The organism is Nostoc sp. DSM 114159 (assembly GCF_053470285.1).
In genome coordinates this window covers 3,884,004-3,901,541 of sequence record NZ_JBPFEH010000001.1, presented here as the reverse complement: position 1 = coordinate 3,901,541, position 17,538 = coordinate 3,884,004, and the positions used below count along the sequence as shown (strand labels likewise).

Sequence of the window (17,538 nt, the reverse complement as noted above, 5' to 3'; positions counted from 1 at the left end):
TCCTAACTTCTAACTCTTTCTACTTTAGTATTTAGTCGCACCCGTCCTTAAGGGTACGATACAAGTATGGCAACTATTGAAATCTTGGGCGTTCCACACGCATACGAGCTAACGGCTCCCACTTCCTGCCCCCATGCTTTAGTATTTATCCACGGTTGGCTCAATAGCCGTGGATATTGGCAACCTGTGATTTCCCGCCTATCAGATGATTTGCAGTGCCTGTCCTATGATTTGCGGGGTTTTGGTGAATCCCAATCCCAGATAAAAACCGATTTTAGTCGAGCACAAACGTCTTTGAGTATGATGCCTATCTCCAGTAGTACGGCTGACTCATCTTTCGATTCTCTTTATACTCCTGCTGCGTATACTCAAGATTTAGCAGCTCTTTTGAAACAGTTGAATATTAAAAGTGCTTGGCTAATTGGTCACTCATTAGGCGGGACGATCGCTCTTTGGGGAGCAGATCAAATGCCTGAGCGTGTTAAGGGAGTTATCTGTATCAACGCTGGCGGTGGTATTTACCTCAAAGAAGCCTTTGAGCAGTTTCGCTCGGCGGGTCAGAAATTTTTGCAAGTCCGTCCGCGCTGGCTGTCCCAAGTGCCTTTGATTGATTTATTGTTTACTAGAGCTAGTGTGGCTCGTCCTTTAGAGCGCTATTGGGCACGTCAGCGAGTAATAGATTTCGTTGTGGCCGATCCAGAAGCGGCTCTGGGGACTTTGTTAGACTCTACAACTGAAGAAGAAATCAATCGTTTACCTGAGCTAGTATCCCAACTGAAGCAGCCAGTTTATTTTTTGGCTGGCGCGGAAGACAAGGTTATGGAACCCAAGTATGTGCGCCATTTAGCTAGCTTTCACAGGCTTTTTCAATATTGTGGTGACAATGTTCTGGAAATTCCTAATTGCGGACACCTGGCTATGTTAGAACAGCCGGATGCAGTGGCAGATCACATCCGATCAATAGTCATTAGTCATTAGTCATTAGTCATTGGTCACTTGTACTGAGCGTAGTCGAAGTATTGGGCATTGGGCAACTGCAAATGACAAGGGACAAATGACATAGACGCGCCAGCGGCTACTCTTCTCCTGACGGAGACGCTGCGCGAACGAGAACGCCAAGGGCGAACCCGCAGAGTAGGACAAATGACAAAGGACAAATACAACTCTTGGAGAGGCTGCGCCAACGACTTCGCGGTAGTTGAGCGCAGTCGAAACTCAGTACAAGTGACAAATGACTAATGACTAATGACTAATGACTACTCAACAGGCTGATACAATTTCATCACCTGAGTAAGCCCTAATCTAGATTCAACGCCTAGTGTCAGGGGGGACGTATGACCACGGGATAGATGGTCAGCGGCGGCACAGCCAATCATGGCAGCGTTATCGGTACAGAATTTTAGAGGAGGGAAGAGGACGCGTAGGTTATGTTTAACGGCGGCGGCTTGGAGATTTTTTCTCAAGCCGCTATTAGCTGCTACACCGCCGCCAATGGCAATTGTGTCTAGACTATAGTCAAGGGCACAGGCGATCGCTCTTTTGGTTAGCGATCGCGCTATCGCATCCTGAAAGCTCGCTGCTATATCTGCCACTGGTACTTGTCCAGTATCTTTCTCTAACTGCTGCACTAAACGTAATACAGCCGTTTTTAACCCACTAAAACTTGCATCATAACGATGAAACCCCCCACCAGGTAAAGAAACTTTTCCTTCCGGTAAAGCAAAGGCTTGAGGATTACCCTGCTGTGCCAACTTGTCGATCGCTGGTCCACCCGGATAACCCAGCTTTAACAATCGCGCCACTTTATCAAAGGCTTCACCCGCAGCATCATCACGGGTTTGTCCCAGAGTTTCGTATTTACCACAATCTTTGACATAAATCAAGCTTGTATGTCCGCCTGAAACCAGTAAGCTAAGAAAAGGGGGATTTAAAGTTGATTCGCTCAAGTAAGTTGCACAGATGTGACCTTCGAGGTGATGAACTCCCAAAAATGGCTTATTGTGTACCATCGCTAGAGTTTTGGCAGCAGTTAATCCCACCAATAGCGCTCCTACAAGTCCAGGGGCACAAGTGGCGGCAATTGCGTCAATTTGTCCCCAATTTAGTTGGGCTTGCTCTAAGGCTTGTGCGATCGCAACATTTATCGTTTCCAAGTGCTGGCGAGACGCTACTTCTGGTACTACCCCGCCATACTGCTGATGGACTGGAATTTGCGAGGCTACGATACTGCTGCAAACTTTACGATTGTTAACAATTGCGACGGCTGTTTCATCACAACTGGTTTCTATTGCTAAAACGGTTGTCATTGAGAGTGCTGAGTGCTGAGTTTTTGAGTTGTGAGTCCTGAATCCTGAATAGTAGAGAAAAAATCTTGCTTCTTTACTACCCTACAACAACAATTCTTATACTCGGCACTCGGAATTCAGCACTCAGCACTAATTTTGGTTGAGAAGCTTTAACTTTTATTTACTTAAACTTTACTCGGTTCCCACCCAAGAGTATGATGACTTCCTAGTTATGCAAATAAACAACTGTACAAGCCGCTTCGTTTTGTACAAAGAACTTCTTGTTTTGTAATAAAAGGAAACAACTCTATGCGACGATTGTTTGCTTTGATGTTAGCGATTAGTCTTTGGTTCAATTTTGCCCCCCCAGCACAAGCTTTAGGGGCTAATTTGACACCGTGCAAAGACAATCCCGCTTTTCAAGAGCTAGCAGCTAATGCCCGTAATACCACTGCCGATCCTGAATCTGGGAGAAAGCGGTTTGAGCGTTATTCTCAGGCGCTGTGCGGTCCTGAAGGATATCCCCACTTGATTGTTGATGGTCGTCTAGATCGTGCTGGTGACTTTTTGATCCCTAGCATTTTGTTTCTATATATTGCTGGTTGGATTGGTTGGGTAGGTCGTGCCTATCTGCAAGCAGTCAAAAAAGACTCGAATACTGAACAAAAAGAAATCCAAATCGATTTTGGTTTGGCACTACCTATCATAGCGTCAGGCTTTACTTGGCCAGTAGCAGCAGTCCAAGAATTTCTCTCTGGAAAATTAGCAGCCAAGGATACAGAAATCCCCATTTCCCCACGCTAAATCAGCTTAACTAATTCATTCGTTTTGGAGACTAAATTTATGGCAGACAAAGGCGATCAATCAGCTTATTTGATTAAATTCATTTCCACAGCGCCCGTAGCCGCTACGATATGGCTGTTCATCACAGCAGGTATCTTGATTGAATTCAACCGCTTTTTCCCCGACCTACTTTTCCACCCACTACCATAAGTGTCAAATAGAACTTAGGACTGTTGAATCAATGTCTTGTTTTTTGCTTAATATTGTGTAGTTGATTTTTTCAGCTTAGTTAGGCAGAATTATCACTAAAATAGCCGGCAAAAATAGTTTTTTGAAACTCGTGATACTGTTTACAGATCGCGAGTTTCACGGTTTTAAAATCAGCTAAATTAATTTTTCTAAACTTCCTAAACAAAATGCTTCTTTAGCGACAATTATTATTAATATAAAAATGCCACCATTTTAATTTAGAGGCGAACATAAAATATGGCACAAGCAGTAGATGCATCAAAGAATCTTCCCAGCGATCCTAGAAATCGGGAAGTTGTTTTTCCCGCATTTGGCGATCCACAGTTAGGCAACTTAGAAACCCCGGTTAATTCTTCTCCTTTGATCAAGGGGTTTATTAATAATTTACCTGCCTATCGCCCAGGTTTGGCTCCTGCTAGACGCGGTTTGGAAGTTGGTATGGCTCATGGTTACTGGCTATTTGGCCCCTTTGCCAAATTAGGCCCACTGCGGGACACAGATAATGCTAACTTAGCTGGGTTACTGTCAGCTATTGGCTTGGTTGTAGTTCTCACAGGCGCTCTATCGCTGTATGCAAATAGCAATCCACCCAAAGCACTTCCTAGTGTTACCGTACCCAAGCCTCCAGCAGATGCTTTTAACTCTAAAGAAAGCTGGAACAACTTCGGCAGTTCTTTCTTAATTGGTGGTATTGGTGGTGCAGTAGTTGCTTACTTTTTGACCAGTAATTTGGCACTAATTCAAGGTCTATTTGGTTAATTACTAGCAGTTAGCAGTAGAAACGCGATTAATCGCGTCTGTACAGGAGTTAAGAATTAGGAGTTTAAATTCATAACTTCTAACTCTTAACTCCTAATTTATTTAAACAAAACTCTTTCAATATCATTTAAAGCAGTTTCAAAATCGTCATTAACGATTTGAATATCAAATTCATCTGCGGCTTGAATTTCTTCTTGGGCGCGGAGCAGACGACGGGCGATCGCTTCTTCAGAATCTTGGGCACGAGAGCGTATTCGTTTCTCTAATTCATCAAAGGAAGGCGGTAAAATAAAAATGCTGAGGGCACTGGGGAAGGAAGCACGAATTTGTCTTGCCCCTTCTAGTTCAATTTCCAGCACCACCAACTTACCGAAATGAATTTGGTTAAGTACTGCTTCACGGGGTGTGCCGTAATAGTTACCAGCAAATTCTGCCCATTCTAAAAATTCGCCTTCAGCAACTAATTGTTCAAACTTACTGCGACTGATGAAGTAATAACTTTTGCCATCGATTTCCCCTGGACGGGGAGAACGAGTTGTTACGGATACAGAATAATAGAGTTCTGGATGACGCTCTAGGAGCGATCGCATTAAAGTGCCTTTACCGACCCCACTAGGGCCAGTTAAAACAATTAATTTGCCTAAATGTAAGCATTCTTCGGTAGTCGCACTACTCTGGATCGGTAAAACTGGCATCATCCCTTCAACCTGTGAATCAATCAATACATATTATTCATTAGTCTTGTATTCCTGGTCTAGTCCACTGGTGACTAAGGAATTTGTAGCAAGAGTGACAAAAAATTTGTCTAATTCACATGGTACTACCGATACGGTGCAAAGAGGAGTAGGAAAAACCCCCTGCTAGTCAATTATCTACAGTTTGATGCTCGCGAGAAATCACAAAGCGATTTGCTACCGTTTCCGGCTGAATCGCTGACAGAATTACGTGGCTGGAATCGGTGATAATTACAGCTCTAGTCCGACGACCGTAAGTTGCATCAATCAGTTGACCTCTGTCTCGTGCATCGGTAATAATCCGCTTAATTGGGGCAGACTCTGGACTGACAATGGCAACTACTCGGTTGGCAGAGACGATGTTACCAAACCCGATGTTAATTAACTGAATGTCCATAAAAAAACTGACGCTAAAGGCGGTTTGATAAAGCTTGAAATAAACTTCTTTCCATGTTATCGCCAAAAAACGGGAGTTACAACGCTTAAATTTAAGCCAATCTGCGTTTTTAAATAATGTCTGCTTCTTTTAGCTATTTATTAGCTATTTTTCCTAAAAATATTCCTAAAGATACAGGTAAAATCATACTGATAGGAGCTAGTTAGCTAATGTATCTTCTATGAAAATAATTAGTACTGCAAGAGGCGAATTCAAAATTCACAATGACGCTTGCAAACTCGCGAACAAAATTCAAACAGGTATACAGCGTAAGCATTTTACTGATTTGAAATGAGTAGTTTCTTTACGCCGTGCTGTAAAAAGTTAGCTTACCTTTAAAAAGGGGCTATGCCGTGCCAGAGCATTTCAAAGAAAGTAAATAATTTTCAAACTTGTGTTGTTGTTCATTATTCAGTCTTTGAATCTCCTCAATCAAACGATCCTGATCAAGATGTTCTAAATCTTGTTATTGCAATTATTTTAATGTAGTTTCTAACCACAAGTGATAATCCTGTTTATAGAGAATTTGAGTAAGTATTTTTAGATATTACTTAATATTCTTCTAATTTACGAAGATTGGGAATTAGGTTTTATTGACGTAAACTTCCAGCTTCACAATCGCGCAACCAAGCTTTAACCCCTTGGGCAACAGTACCGTTACTACTATCTCGTGGTGGAGATAGTGGTTGCTGTTGTGAATAGGAACCTGCTTGAGAAAACATCATCACTAGTTGCCAACCACTTTTAGTGTTAGTCAATAACAGCCAGTGAAATTCTTGCAATTCTACAACTTTCCGATCTATGTACTGCCGCTCCAAGGTAGTAAAGAAAACTTGCTTAACTCCTGATGCAGCACTTTTAGACACATCTGCACTATATTCTTCCAGGTTAAGGGGCAGAGGATTAAACTCAGGTCTTCCTGCCACTAACATATAACTGTAAACCTGACTGCTTCTACTGAGGCGGCGGGCGCGTTGACTAGCGCGATTGGTATAACTAGGTAATTTTTGCAGTAGCTGTATAGTTAATGTTTCTAAATTTTGCTCAGAACACAAAGACTTCGCACCACTGTTCGCATTTTCCCTTTCTGCAAGCGTCGAGGGTTTAGGGATAGGGTTTATCGAGAAGGCTGGGTAAGCAAAGCTATTTGAAACTACAACCCAGAAGCCACAAGCAAACAGGAAACTATAATGTTTCTGACTGAGTGAAGAGGCAAGATTGTTCTTCTCTACACCCTGCACTCTGAGTTTCTCACTGACTCTTAGCTTCATGCCACCGCGATTAACTCCTCAGAAATTCTCTTCCAGGCTAACTCAGGCTCAGTAGCAGTGGTGATGGGACGACCAATCACTAGATAATCTGCACCGGCAATAATAGCTTGAGCTGGAGTGAGCGATCGCTTTTGATCGCCAATATCAGCCCAAGTTGGTCTAACCCCTGGACAAACTAGCAAAAAGTCATTTCCACAAGTTTGTCGTAGCTGTGCCACCTCTTGAGGCGAACAAACTACCCCATCCAAACCAGATTCTTGAGCCAGCAGGGCCATTTCTAGAGCATATTCTGGCAATTCTAAGGGGATTTTTAAATCAAATGCCAGCTGCTTACTAGAAATGCTCGTTAACAGAGTAATCGCTATTAACTTTGGTGGTTGTACACCCGCTTGTGCTGCTCCTACTTGTGCCGCTTCTGTTGCAGCCTTGAGAGCTTCTCTACCACACGTAGCATGAATTGTCAATAAATCCACACCATAACGAGCTGCACTACGGCAAGCACCTGCAACAGTGTTGGGGATGTCATCAAACTTTAAATCCAGGAAAATCCGCTTTTGCCTGGATTTTAGCACTTCCAGAATTTTCGGGCCAGTGCTGGTAAACAACTCTAAACCTACTTTGAAGAAAGTAACATCCTCAAGTCGATCTACAAGGGCGATCGCACTTTGTTCATCCGGTACATCCAAAGCCACAATTATTTTGTCATTAGTCATTGGTCACTTGTACTGAGCGTAGTCGTTGGCGTGGTCACTGAGCGTAGTCGAAGTGCAGCCTCTCCAAGAGTTGTATTTGTCATTAGTTTTTTCATTCTTACTCCCAATTTAGGGTACTAAGCGCACAAACTTATTTTTTCCAACTTGTAAAACTTTACCTTGTAATTCACCAAGAGCATCGAAAGTGGTATCAGCATCGGTAATGCGATCGCCATCTAAACGCACTCCACCCTCTTGAATTTTCCGCTTTCCTTCACCTGTACTTTTGCACAAGCCAGTGACATTGAGAATATACGCTAACTTGGTAGGGAACTGCGATACCTCAGCTAGAGAAAATTCTGGAACTGCACCTTCTTTACCGCCACTTTGGGCTGCTTCTTTCGCCTCTTGAGCTGCTTGTTCGCCGTGGTACTGTTTAACAACTTCCCATGCTAAGAGTGTTTGGCGATCGCGGGGATTTTCTGGCAGTCGATCCAAAGGTAAATCCGTCAACAGTTCAAAATACTGTTCTAGGAGATGATCGGGAACTCCTTGCAACTTTTGATACTTTTGTCCTGGGTGTTCTGACAATCCGATATAATTACCTAAAGACTTAGACATTTTTTGCACGCCATCTGTGCCAATCAAAATTGGCAGTAGCATTCCAAATTGGGGCTTTTGACCAAAATGGCGCTGCAAATCTCTGCCTACAGCAATATTAAATTTCTGATCGGTGCCGCCTAATTCTACATCTGCCTCAACTGCAACCGAATCAAAACCCTGCATTAACGGGTACAGGAACTCATGGATAAAAATCGGATTCTCTTTTTTATAGCGATCGGCAAATCCTTCCTTCGCTAACATCTGCCCCACCGTCATCGTCGAGAGTAACTCCAAAATTTTCTCTAAGTTGAGCTTAGAGAGCCATTCGGAGTTATAGCGCACCTCTAACCTTCCTGGTGTGTCAAAATCCAAGATAGGACGTACTTGATCTAAATAAGTCTGAGCATTTTGAGCTACATCTGCTTCTGTAAGCTGACGACGCACTTCAGATTTACCAGTTGGATCGCCAATACGCGCTGTAAAATCGCCAATAATTAAAACTGCTGTATGACCTGCATCTTGAAATCCTCGCAGTTTTCGTACTGGTATGCTATGACCAAGATGAATATCAGTACCAGTAGGGTCAATCCCCAATTTGACCCTTAAAGGTTTGTTTGTAGTTTGTAAGAGCCTTTCTAGACTTTCGCTGTTAACATCAACTGATTGTGGGAATACTTCTACTACACCACGACGCAACCAAGCAAAATCTGGCGTCATGCTAAGAGATTCATTATTACCTATGTTTTGCACACTAGAAGTTAAGTTGGTTATAAACACTTGCAATTTATCCACTTTCTCATCCGCCAAACTACTATAATTGCAAAAAACTAACCGCCTTGCTTCACCCAATCAATTACAGTTAAATTTACAAATGAGGAAGTGAAATAGCCGTGTCGTCGTCTAGGACTTTTGAAGATAAACAGCCACAGCGTCGGGCTTCATCAGGTTTTGAGTTTTTGAAAGGAGTCGGTCAGGTAACTGGCGGTACTCTCCTCTCAATCACCATGCTGGCAAGTTCCATTGTAGCCGGAGGACTGGTTGGTTTAGCCATCAGTTTCCGTAATTTGCCAGATGTCAGACAGCTACGTAACTTCTTTCCCTCAGAAACTACTTACATTTATGACGTTAAGGGCAAACTCTTAGCGAGTATTCACGGGGAAGCCAATCGGGAAGTCGTACCCCTAGATAGAATTTCCCCGAACTTAAAACGGGCAGTATTGGCAAGTGAGGATAGCCACTTCTACGATCACCACGGTATTAACCCTACTGGTGTTGGCCGGGCTATAGTAGTTAACGCTGTAGCAGGTGGAGTCAAAGAAGGTGGCTCCACTGTTACTATGCAGTTGGTAAAAAACCTGTTTTTGTCTCAAAAGCGGGCCTTTACCCGTAAGTTAGCAGAGGCTGTGCTAGCAATCCGGTTAGAACAAATTCTCACTAAAGACCAAATATTAGAAATGTACCTCAATCAAGTTTATTGGGGTCATAACAATTATGGTGTACAAACGGCAGCCCGCAGTTACTTTAATAAATCATCAGAATATTTAAGCTTGGGTGAGTCAGCAATGATGGCGGGTTTGATCCAAGCACCAGAAGAATTTAGCCCGTTTGTGAGCATGAAGCTGGCAAAACAGAAACAAAAAGAAGTGCTGGGACGGATGCTGGAATTGAACTGGATTAGCCAGTCAGAATACGATAATGCCCTCAAGCAAGAAATCAAACTTGGTAAAATCAAATCCTTTCAAGGTAGTGCCCTACCTTATGTAACCAATACCGTAGCGCAGGAGTTGGCTAAGAAGTTTGGGCGTGAGACACTACTCAAAGGCGGGATGCGGGTGCAAACTACAGTTGACGCCAACTTCCAAATCATGGCTGAGGAAACTGTTACGAAGTGGCATAAAACACTTTTAGAGCAGGGATTATCTAAGAATCAAATGGCCCTGGTAGCAGTCGATCCACGCACGCATTTTATTAAAGCATTGGTGGGGGGTATAGATCCGAAGATCAGTGAATTCAATCGTGCGACTCAATCTCAGCGCCAGCCCGGATCTTCTTTTAAACCGTTTGTATATTATACTGCTTTCGCTAGTGGGAAATATGCACCAGACTCAACGGTGGATGATTCTCCAGTCAGCTATCGAGATGGTAACGGTTGGTACTTTCCCAGAAATTATGATGGTAGTTTTAGGGGAGCAATGCCAATTCGCACAGCTTTAGCCCAATCGCGAAATATTCCTGTGATCAAGGTTGGTAAGGCTGTGGGGATGAATAGAGTCATAGAAACCTGCCGGACTTTAGGAATTACGAGTCCGATGGAACCTGTGACTTCCTTGCCACTTGGTGCAATTGGTGTCACCCCTCTGGAAATGGCTAGTGCATACGCTACCTTTGCTAATTATGGCTGGCAATCTCCACCAACTGTAATTGCCCGTGTCACCGATAGTAGTGGTAATGTGTTGCTGGATAATACCCCGAAACCGCAACTAGTTCTCGATCCTTGGGCATCAGCTGCAATTATCGATGTGATGCGATCGGTAATCACTGAAGGTACAGGTAAAAGTGCTGCGATCGGTCGCCCAGCCGCAGGGAAAACGGGAACAACATCATCAGAAAAAGATATTTGGTTTGTTGGCACTGTGCCACAGTTGACAACTGCTGTTTGGGTAGGGAGAGATGACAATAGACAATTAGCTGACCATGCCACAGGTGGTGTCATGGTTGCTCCCATTTGGAAAGATTTTATGGAGAAGGCACTTAAAAACGTACCCGTAGAAAACTTCAAGCCACCTTCGCAGTTTTCTCGTCCCAAGTCAAATTAAAGTTAGAAGCGATAAGTTATGAGTTATGAGTTGATTGACAACTCCTAACTCCTGTACAGACGCGATTAATCGCGTCTGTACTTCTAACTTTTGCTAGGGCTGTTTTTCTAGCTCGGCTTTCATCCGTTCTAAAGTGAGGTGCATTTGGTCAAACATTTGTTGCGGAGTGACACCGAACTGACCTAATTGGGTTTTCAGTTGTTCTACTGTCATTTGTGCCATGAAATCTTCTGATAGCTCGAAGCGCTTCATAAAGATGCGGTACCGATCCATCATGGTTTCCATTTGCTCAATAAACAGCTTTTTGCCATCGCGGTCAAATTTGCCGTAGCTGTTGCCAAGCTTGATCAGCGCTTGATAATCCTCAAACAGCTGTTTTGCTTCTTGCTGAACTATTTCAGAATCGAAGAATCCCATATTGCTTATACTAAACTGAGCGCCCAGACTCAGTAGCTTAATAGTTTTACTTCTATTTATTATTTTAGTCTAGGGGAGTAATCTAGTCACGAAGCTTCGGTTTTGGTACGGTTTGTTACCGAAATTTCAACACTTGACTTGAGAAGGTTTCCCCTTGTTAAATCGACTTAATAAACTCGCAATACTCAGAGCTTTAGCCATTGATTTCGGATTGGTATTTTCACCCGGTTCAATTTTCAGTCTGGTAGCGTATTTCTGAGCTAGTGAATCTTGCGGGTTAAGTTTTAATGCTTGACGGATATAAACCCTGGCCATCCCGATAAATTTCTGTTTTAGATGTACTAAACCTAATAAAGCATAATAGTCGCTGTTATTTGGCTCTAACTTGATGGCATCGCGCAGTTCTTGTACGGCTAGGGCCCAATTGGCTAGCCTGACGTACTCAATGGCTCGCTGGTAGTGACGTTGGGCGTAATTTGTCAAAACTGGTTTGACATTAGTTTCTTGATTAAATGTCAATTCAATTGGCTTGACTTCTACTTCAGGGATGATGCGAACAGCTTTTTGTGGTAGAAACAAGTCAGGTTTATGCAACTGTAAGTAAACTAAATTCAGTATACTAATTTGTTGTGTAACTTGATAAAACTGATGGAGTGATTTGTATTGAGCTTCTGCATAGGAAGCGATCGCTTCTTCATAAAACAATTCTGCTTGGGGTGCAGACATTTCGATAATTTCCTGAGCTATGGCACTTTGCCCACATAAAGCTTGCTGCTGTAGTACTCTTGCGTCCGCTCGCAGCATAGCTATAGCAATCAAGCGTTTGTGTCGATGTTTGAGTTGTTCGTAAGCTGGATTAATTAAATAGCTCAGTATTGCCGTTGCTAATTCTTGGTCGGAATTGCAGCTTTTAGCATAGCGATCGGGATGTAGCAGCTTCGCTAAAGTATGATAGCGTTTAAAAATCTGGCGATCGTCAGCACTCACAGAAATTCCTAGCACAGCGTAAAGATCGCAAAGCTGTTTAAGCCATTCTGCCGGTAGGAAGGTCTGTGACATCGTAGTAGTCTAGATCGGTTAAAAATTTAAAATTAGCATCAAAGCTTAATGCACAGTCATGTGAAACTTACTCAAATTTCTTCAAATATTAAATTGTGGGGCTTACAACCCAAAAGTCGGCAGGGCAAAACAGGGTGGTTGACTAAAATAGACTCATCCGCAAAACATAAATGAGTCAGGATTTTTGCTGGATACCGAAAACCGAGTTCTTAATTTGGATAAAGTCGAGCTAAATGAAAGAACATAAATTCAAATAATGATTACAAAATTTACACCTCAACAACAAGAGTTGATTGCATCATATCAGCGAAAATGGAGAGCAATTAGCTTATCAACAGAGCGTATCGACCGCAAACGACTATTAGCTGTACTTGAGGAAGTATATAGTTTGTATCCCGAAGGTGGCCCAATGCCTGAAGTCATTTTTTTTGAGAGTCCTTATGGTGCTTTTAGTGCTGAGTTGATACTTGCAACAGCTAACTTTAACGGTCTGACTGATGATGAAGTAATCAATGAAGTAGCTAGTTTACAAACTCTTCGTGGTGAAGGTCAGGTAAGAACTGATTTATGGTTTGATTTGCATATGTATTTATCTCCTATGGAATTAAATCCCCAAATTAATCAGGAGCTTTGGGAAGTTTTAACAAAAAATCTTGTAGATGAAATAGGTATGACAATTCATGAACAGTTGTGGGAAATTTTATGGAATTGGCTTACTGAAAGGTTATGGAGTGAGTTGAAAGATACTCCTAATGCATATTCCCGTTTTTACGATAACTTTATTGATCGTGACTCAGAATGGGCAAGTTACGCTGGGTTATTCGATTTTTGTATCAACGAACTAAGTTATCAACACGATCAAGAGCAATGGAATGTTTACCAAGCTGTATGTAGTGAGTGTGGCTGGTGGTTTCTACCATCACCTAGACATTACATAATTTGCGATCGGCCAACAAAATTACTGCTTGACGATAGAGGTAAACTCCATGCCGATGAAGAGCCTGCAATTCAATTTGCTGATGGTTTTGGTGTATATGCTCGACATGGCGAAATTTATTCAATTTGTTTTCCTTAAAGCTTAGGGGCAGCCATGCGTTTTTCTCTACGAGACGCTACGCGAACATTTTTAATTGTTTCTCTGCCTTTTGGCTGTCTTATTGTAGGAACTATGGTATTCGTATATTTATTAGAAATATGTTGACTAAGCGCAAAAGTCGAAGTGTTGCCGCTGTTTTAGCTTTTTCTGGCACGCTAACAATTTCAGGATTACATAAATTCTACCTGGGACAGCCTCTGTGGGGTATTTTGTATGTGTTGCTTTCCTGGACACCGATCCCCAAAGTAGCTAGTGCGATTGAGGGAGTTTGGTATTTAGCCCAAGACGAAGAAGCTTTCGATCGCAATTTTAATCTCGGCAAGTCAGCAGCGAGGACTTCACAAAAGGCGATTAATCAAGTAGGAGCGATCGCTGACGCAATGCGGGAATTAGATGCTCTGCGCCAAGATGGACTGATTTCGGAGTATGAATTTGAACAAAAGCGCCGCCAATTGCTAGACCAGATTTCTTGAGGTAAGCGACAATCATGAATAACTGGCTACCTTTAAATTCCAGGCTGCAAAAACTCCGCGCCAAGCTCCTCAACGATCCTTACTATCGCCTACAATCTGGGGAAGAAATTCAGATAGCGGCCCAATTAGGTATCCGCATTGATGCTAATCAAGCCACTATAGATGATTGGTTACGCCTACCAGGTTTGTCAATTCACCAAGCGCGATCGCTTGTGGAACTTTCACATTCAGGTGTGAAATTTTACTGTATTGAAGATATCGCTGCGGCTTTGGGTATGCCAGCGCCGCGCTTAGAGCCATTAAAGCCTCTGCTGAATTTTATTTATTATGACCACGAATCTTTAGAAAATCCTACCCATTTAGTCAACCCGAACACAGCAACCGTTGAAAAATTAGCACAAATTCCATTTGTAGATTTATCTTTGGCGGAAGCAGTGGTGCAAAATCGGCAATCAGCCGGTCCCTACCGTAACCTGGCTGATTTCCAGCGACGGCTGGAGTTAACTGGTGATGCGATCGCCCAGATAATGTATTATTTGAGGTTTTAAGTTAAAAGTTAGAAGTCTTAAAATAACTCCTAACTCTGGCAATTTTGGATTGAAAGAAAAATCTCAAATCCAAAACTGATTAAATAAACCCAATGCGATCGAGAGGCCAAAAGCGAAACGTTGCCCGACCGATGACATTTTTTCTGGGTAAAAAGCCCCAATAGCGAGAGTCATTACTATCATTGCGATTATCTCCCATAACAAAAAACTCGTCTTCTGGGACTTTCACTGCTTGATATGGCTGATTTGGAGGTTCAGCGATGTAGTCTTCTGCCAAAGGTTGACCGTTAAGGTAGACTTTGCCAGAAGCAACACTAATTACCTCACCAGGCTGGCCAATAACTCGTTTGATAAACGCTTGGTCTTTGGGATATCCTCGACGTTGTAGTTCTGCGGGTGGCTGAAAAACAATAATATCGCCAGTTATGGGAGGGTGAAAATGGTAGGAGATTTTTTCAACTACCAAGCGATCGCCAGTATGTAAGGTGGGTAACATCGAGTCAGAAGGTATATAGCGCGGTTCGGCGATAAAAGTCCTGATTAAGAATGCCAAACACAGTGCGATCGCAATTAAGATCAGATTTTCTTGCGAACTACGCCATACTTTTAACGACGCACGCTCTTTTTTTGCATCACTTTCGTGAGGAATCATAAAAGTTTCTAGCCAGTTTTAGAAGTGAGACAAATACCTTGATTATTTTGACTCAAAAGTTATATTAATAGGAAAACAGGGTTTAAGGTCAACCTATACAGACATTAAATAATACACTTACCCATTTGCTAAAGATAAGCAAAAGTACTGTAAAGAAACTATGACTTGTCTAAGGTAATATAAGCTAATAGTTAGGATTGCTAAATAGATAATTAAAAATAAAAAATTCTAATTGCTGTAATTATAAAGCAAGTTATGAGATAATTGTAAGTTTTGTTTCTTCCTGCAAAATAAGCTAGTTACAGACTGCTAAAGCGATACAACCAGTAGGTTTTTCTTTAAACAGAAAATTGGTCGTATAGTTGCAAAATAATCTACCTGATGTTTGATAGTATCTACCTCACTTTACTGAAAAAAGGCAGATAGCGCAGCGTAAAGCCTTCTCTACGAGAGGCTGCGCCAACGGCATGGCTTCGCTGAGAGCGAGTCTGCGTACTCTTACAGAGAAGCAAGCTACGCGCAGCGTCTCGCAGAGAGCGTCGGGCAGTTTTGCTGGAGGTTGAGTTACAAGAAAATATATTTTTTAAGTAAAATTACATAAATTTAACCAAAATTTAAATGTATTTTTAAATGCATAAATATAGTTCAAAACAGCGTTTTTAGTAAAAAATACTACTTTTAAAGATGAAATCTAGACTTTATTACTTCAATGGATAAATGCTATTCTATTGTGATTTTAATCACTTGCCTATATTTACGAAATTAATTTCCGTAATTACACGGTGACAGTGCATATTAAACTGTACTATTAATTAAGATATAAACATACTTAATTATCGAAAAAAACATTCACAGACAGAAAGCTACTAGCAATTTGAGCTAAAGTATCAGCATCCGAAAGAGAAATAAGCTGCTGATAGAATTATTTTTCTTGAATAAGTCAAAGGTAACTAGATTGAAACAATAAATGCCCCTTGCCAATGAGAAACTATATTGAATCAATTTTCGTCTGGTCTATTTCATAGAAAGTACAAGGTAACATTCTGTCAGTTAAAAATTTAACTTTTTCTTAAAAAGGAAACAATGGCAACAGGCAGTAAAATATATCTTATCAAGATAGAACTAATAGTTTACCAGACTCTTATTTTAAAGAGACCGCACCCTTTTAAGTAATTTTGTATGTTAATCAAACAATACACTTAAGTTGTAAACTATGCAGTTTTACAGTGAGAAAGTCTGACTAAAAAAACTTCAGTCTGCGAAAAGTGCAAATTGTAGGTATGACAACTAAGTTCATCTTATTTGAAAAGCTATAAAACTTGAAAGGATAATGCTGCCTTAGCGGTGAAGCGAAAAACAACACTAATTCAGAACTCCTATTTAAAAGGATTTTGGGGTGTGGTTAATTATTTGATTGTGTTCCTCTTCTTCTTTGAGCTAGTGGTGAGAATGTGGAAGCGCAAAGCTTACCTTTTATGACTGGGTTGAAATTAAACAGTAGCAAATATTGTATATTCAACGCTGTCCAAATCGAGAACGTATAGATTTCAGTTAAAGCAATATAGTCTGTCTTATCAATTCTGAATTCTCGTTAGTACCAATTCTAATTTTCATGATTACCAGAAAGCAGCTGGTATCTAAATATCTAATAAAAATGTGCTATAACGTACCGTCATAACTGTGGTGATGGTTCGATCTTTGAAGGAGCGTTGAGGTGGAAAACAATAAGTCGTTTCTGTGGCCAGAAGGAATATTAATTGCGCTACTTGCTTTAGGTGGTGTTTTTAGTCTTGCTTTTATGATGCTTCTAAGGCCAAATGCTTCGGATGCTCAGAGTAGACCAAGTATAAATATCAAGGATGTATCTGCAAACGTAGGAACTCAGCAACGCATTGAGAAATTAAAGGCGGCGATGCTTACAAGTTGGCAGCAAGAAGCACAAACAAAGGGTCTAGCCTACCCCATACCATCACGTTTTCAAGGAGCAATAATTAATGCTGCAAAACTCACTCAGGGTGAGAAAGTAATTGCTCTTACCTTTGATGATGGTCCTTGGCCTCAGACTACAGAGCAAGTGCTAAATATTCTGAAATCAAATAATATCAAAGGGACGTTTTTTGTAGTTGGGCAGAACCTCAAAAATTATCCAGAGTTAGGAAAGCAGATTGTCGCTCAAGGTCACGTCATTGCCAACCATACTTGGCATCACTGGTATCACTTCTTTAATCAACAAGCAGCTGCTTTTGAAATTGAGCGCACAACAGACTTAATTTATCAAGTTACAGGTGTCAAAACAAATCTGTTCCGACCGCCTGGTGGTATGCTACACAATGGATTAGCTGGTTATGCAAAAGGACAAAAGTATGCTGTGGTGATGTGGTCGGCTGATTCCACAGACTACAAGTTACCAGCTGTACCAAAGTTGATCGATAACGTGATTAAAGATTCAAAACCTGGTGGGATTGTGCTAATGCATGATGGTGGTGGTAATCGTTCTAGAACTGTGCAAGCTTTACCAGAAATTATTAGCAACTTTAAGAAGCAAGGCTATCGCTTTGTGACTATTCCAGAACTTTTAGAAATCGAAGATGCTGACCAAAAGTTGCTTGCTACCAAAAAGTAATAATGATTAATTTAGATATTTTAAATTTTTTATTCCGAGTAT

The 17,538-nt window shown here is 41.5% G+C and carries 18 protein-coding genes and 1 pseudogene; 9 read left to right on the top strand and 10 right to left on the bottom strand.

The features are described 5' to 3' along the window. Positions 1-66 precede the first annotated feature (66 nt). The gene (locus ACR5KR_RS16195; protein ID WP_445631473.1) at positions 67-978 is read left to right on the top strand and encodes an alpha/beta fold hydrolase; all 912 of its coding nucleotides are present in this window, start codon (positions 67-69) and stop codon (positions 976-978) included. Positions 979-1,256: 278 nt separating this feature from the next. Here the strand turns inward: ACR5KR_RS16195 and tsaD are convergent, their stop codons facing one another. Beyond that, positions 1,257-2,306: a tRNA (adenosine(37)-N6)-threonylcarbamoyltransferase complex transferase subunit TsaD gene (tsaD, locus tag ACR5KR_RS16190; RefSeq protein ID WP_448267188.1), complete on the bottom strand. Its 1,050-nt coding sequence runs from the start codon at positions 2,304-2,306 to the stop codon at positions 1,257-1,259. A gap of 288 nt (positions 2,307-2,594) precedes the next feature. On the opposite strand from tsaD, the gene ACR5KR_RS16185 reads away from it, so the two are divergent. From ACR5KR_RS16185 to ACR5KR_RS16175, 3 genes are all read left to right on the top strand, one after another. Then, entirely contained in the window at positions 2,595-3,089 is a 495-nt protein-coding gene (locus ACR5KR_RS16185; protein WP_445631475.1) for a Photosystem I reaction center subunit III, read from the top strand. 39 nt (positions 3,090-3,128) lie between these two features. Beyond that, positions 3,129-3,278 carry a photosystem I reaction center subunit IX gene (psaJ, locus tag ACR5KR_RS16180; RefSeq protein WP_094349471.1) on the top strand — a complete coding sequence of 50 codons (150 nt, stop codon included), beginning with the start codon at positions 3,129-3,131 and terminating at the stop codon, positions 3,276-3,278. Between the two features lie 276 nt (positions 3,279-3,554). Continuing rightward, positions 3,555-4,076, top strand: coding sequence for a photosystem I reaction center protein subunit XI (locus ACR5KR_RS16175; protein ID WP_445631476.1), 522 nt, complete (start codon positions 3,555-3,557; stop codon positions 4,074-4,076). Positions 4,077-4,174: 98 nt separating this feature from the next. Here the strand turns inward: ACR5KR_RS16175 and gmk are convergent, their stop codons facing one another. From gmk to tyrS, 6 genes and pseudogenes are all read right to left on the bottom strand, one after another. Further along, the gene (gmk, locus tag ACR5KR_RS16170; protein ID WP_448270214.1) at positions 4,175-4,774 is read right to left on the bottom strand and encodes a guanylate kinase; all 600 of its coding nucleotides are present in this window, start codon (positions 4,772-4,774) and stop codon (positions 4,175-4,177) included. A gap of 166 nt (positions 4,775-4,940) precedes the next feature. Beyond that, a complete protein-coding gene (remA, locus tag ACR5KR_RS16165) occupies positions 4,941-5,207 on the bottom strand; it encodes an extracellular matrix/biofilm regulator RemA (RefSeq protein WP_041233849.1) in 267 nt (88 codons plus the stop codon). Between the two features lie 385 nt (positions 5,208-5,592). Beyond that, positions 5,593-5,700: pseudogene (locus tag ACR5KR_RS16160) on the bottom strand (hypothetical protein); the annotation flags it as partial. Positions 5,701-5,836: 136 nt separating this feature from the next. Beyond that, positions 5,837-6,517, bottom strand: a complete 681-nt coding sequence (locus ACR5KR_RS16155) for a hypothetical protein (protein WP_445631477.1) — start codon at positions 6,515-6,517, stop codon at positions 5,837-5,839. Next, positions 6,514-7,230 (bottom strand): orotidine-5'-phosphate decarboxylase, encoded by a 717-nt coding sequence (gene pyrF / locus ACR5KR_RS16150; protein ID WP_448267187.1) that lies wholly within the window; start codon positions 7,228-7,230, stop codon positions 6,514-6,516. The genes ACR5KR_RS16155 and pyrF overlap by 4 nt, the downstream gene beginning before the upstream one ends. 108 nt (positions 7,231-7,338) lie before the next feature. Further along, positions 7,339-8,529, bottom strand: coding sequence for a tyrosine--tRNA ligase (tyrS, locus tag ACR5KR_RS16145; RefSeq protein WP_448270212.1), 1,191 nt, complete (start codon positions 8,527-8,529; stop codon positions 7,339-7,341). 173 nt (positions 8,530-8,702) lie between these two features. On the opposite strand from tyrS, the gene ACR5KR_RS16140 reads away from it, so the two are divergent. Beyond that, positions 8,703-10,628, top strand: a complete 1,926-nt coding sequence (locus ACR5KR_RS16140) for a transglycosylase domain-containing protein (RefSeq protein ID WP_445631479.1) — start codon at positions 8,703-8,705, stop codon at positions 10,626-10,628. A 93-nt stretch (positions 10,629-10,721) separates the two neighbouring features. On the opposite strand, the gene ACR5KR_RS16135 is transcribed toward ACR5KR_RS16140, so the two are convergent. After that, the gene (locus ACR5KR_RS16135; RefSeq protein WP_094349476.1) at positions 10,722-11,045 is read right to left on the bottom strand and encodes a DUF1825 family protein; all 324 of its coding nucleotides are present in this window, start codon (positions 11,043-11,045) and stop codon (positions 10,722-10,724) included. A 126-nt stretch (positions 11,046-11,171) separates the two neighbouring features. Continuing rightward, a complete protein-coding gene (locus ACR5KR_RS16130) occupies positions 11,172-12,104 on the bottom strand; it encodes a DnaJ domain-containing protein (RefSeq protein ID WP_448267186.1) in 933 nt (310 codons plus the stop codon). 256 nt (positions 12,105-12,360) lie between these two features. On the opposite strand from ACR5KR_RS16130, the gene ACR5KR_RS16125 reads away from it, so the two are divergent. From ACR5KR_RS16125 to ACR5KR_RS16115, 3 genes are all read left to right on the top strand, one after another. Then, complete coding sequence (locus ACR5KR_RS16125) at positions 12,361-13,179, top strand: DUF6745 domain-containing protein (RefSeq protein WP_448267185.1); 819 nt, start codon at positions 12,361-12,363, stop codon at positions 13,177-13,179. Between the two features lie 119 nt (positions 13,180-13,298). Then, positions 13,299-13,673, top strand: a complete 375-nt coding sequence (locus ACR5KR_RS16120; RefSeq protein ID WP_448267184.1) for an NINE protein — start codon at positions 13,299-13,301, stop codon at positions 13,671-13,673. Between the two features lie 14 nt (positions 13,674-13,687). Then, positions 13,688-14,221, top strand: coding sequence for a helix-hairpin-helix domain-containing protein (locus ACR5KR_RS16115; RefSeq protein WP_448267183.1), 534 nt, complete (start codon positions 13,688-13,690; stop codon positions 14,219-14,221). A 79-nt stretch (positions 14,222-14,300) separates the two neighbouring features. Here ACR5KR_RS16115 and lepB read toward each other — a convergent pair whose 3' ends face one another. Continuing rightward, positions 14,301-14,873, bottom strand: a complete 573-nt coding sequence (gene lepB / locus ACR5KR_RS16110) for a signal peptidase I (protein ID WP_445631482.1) — start codon at positions 14,871-14,873, stop codon at positions 14,301-14,303. 1,714 nt (positions 14,874-16,587) lie between these two features. Here lepB and ACR5KR_RS16105 point away from each other — a divergent pair. Then, entirely contained in the window at positions 16,588-17,496 is a 909-nt protein-coding gene (locus tag ACR5KR_RS16105) for a polysaccharide deacetylase family protein (RefSeq protein WP_448267182.1), read from the top strand. Positions 17,497-17,538: the final 42 nt, after the last annotated feature.

Excerpts from the sequence above, each read along its gene's own strand:
- ACR5KR_RS16195 (WP_445631473.1), top strand. The coding sequence starts at position 67 with ATGGCAACTATTGAAATCTTGGGCGTTCCACACGCATACGAGCTAACG.
- tsaD (WP_448267188.1), bottom strand. The coding sequence starts at position 2,306 with ATGACAACCGTTTTAGCAATAGAAACCAGTTGTGATGAAACAGCCGTC.
- ACR5KR_RS16185 (WP_445631475.1), top strand. The coding sequence starts at position 2,595 with ATGCGACGATTGTTTGCTTTGATGTTAGCGATTAGTCTTTGGTTCAAT.
- psaJ (WP_094349471.1), top strand. The coding sequence starts at position 3,129 with ATGGCAGACAAAGGCGATCAATCAGCTTATTTGATTAAATTCATTTCC.
- ACR5KR_RS16175 (WP_445631476.1), top strand. The coding sequence starts at position 3,555 with ATGGCACAAGCAGTAGATGCATCAAAGAATCTTCCCAGCGATCCTAGA.
- gmk (WP_448270214.1), bottom strand. The coding sequence starts at position 4,774 with ATGATGCCAGTTTTACCGATCCAGAGTAGTGCGACTACCGAAGAATGC.
- remA (WP_041233849.1), bottom strand. The coding sequence starts at position 5,207 with ATGGACATTCAGTTAATTAACATCGGGTTTGGTAACATCGTCTCTGCC.
- ACR5KR_RS16155 (WP_445631477.1), bottom strand. The coding sequence starts at position 6,517 with ATGAAGCTAAGAGTCAGTGAGAAACTCAGAGTGCAGGGTGTAGAGAAG.
- pyrF (WP_448267187.1), bottom strand. The coding sequence starts at position 7,230 with ATGACTAATGACAAAATAATTGTGGCTTTGGATGTACCGGATGAACAA.
- tyrS (WP_448270212.1), bottom strand. The coding sequence starts at position 8,529 with ATGACGCCAGATTTTGCTTGGTTGCGTCGTGGTGTAGTAGAAGTATTC.
- ACR5KR_RS16135 (WP_094349476.1), bottom strand. The coding sequence starts at position 11,045 with ATGGGATTCTTCGATTCTGAAATAGTTCAGCAAGAAGCAAAACAGCTG.
- ACR5KR_RS16130 (WP_448267186.1), bottom strand. The coding sequence starts at position 12,104 with ATGTCACAGACCTTCCTACCGGCAGAATGGCTTAAACAGCTTTGCGAT.
- ACR5KR_RS16125 (WP_448267185.1), top strand. The coding sequence starts at position 12,361 with ATGATTACAAAATTTACACCTCAACAACAAGAGTTGATTGCATCATAT.
- ACR5KR_RS16120 (WP_448267184.1), top strand. The coding sequence starts at position 13,299 with ATGTTGACTAAGCGCAAAAGTCGAAGTGTTGCCGCTGTTTTAGCTTTT.
- ACR5KR_RS16115 (WP_448267183.1), top strand. The coding sequence starts at position 13,688 with ATGAATAACTGGCTACCTTTAAATTCCAGGCTGCAAAAACTCCGCGCC.
- lepB (WP_445631482.1), bottom strand. The coding sequence starts at position 14,873 with ATGATTCCTCACGAAAGTGATGCAAAAAAAGAGCGTGCGTCGTTAAAA.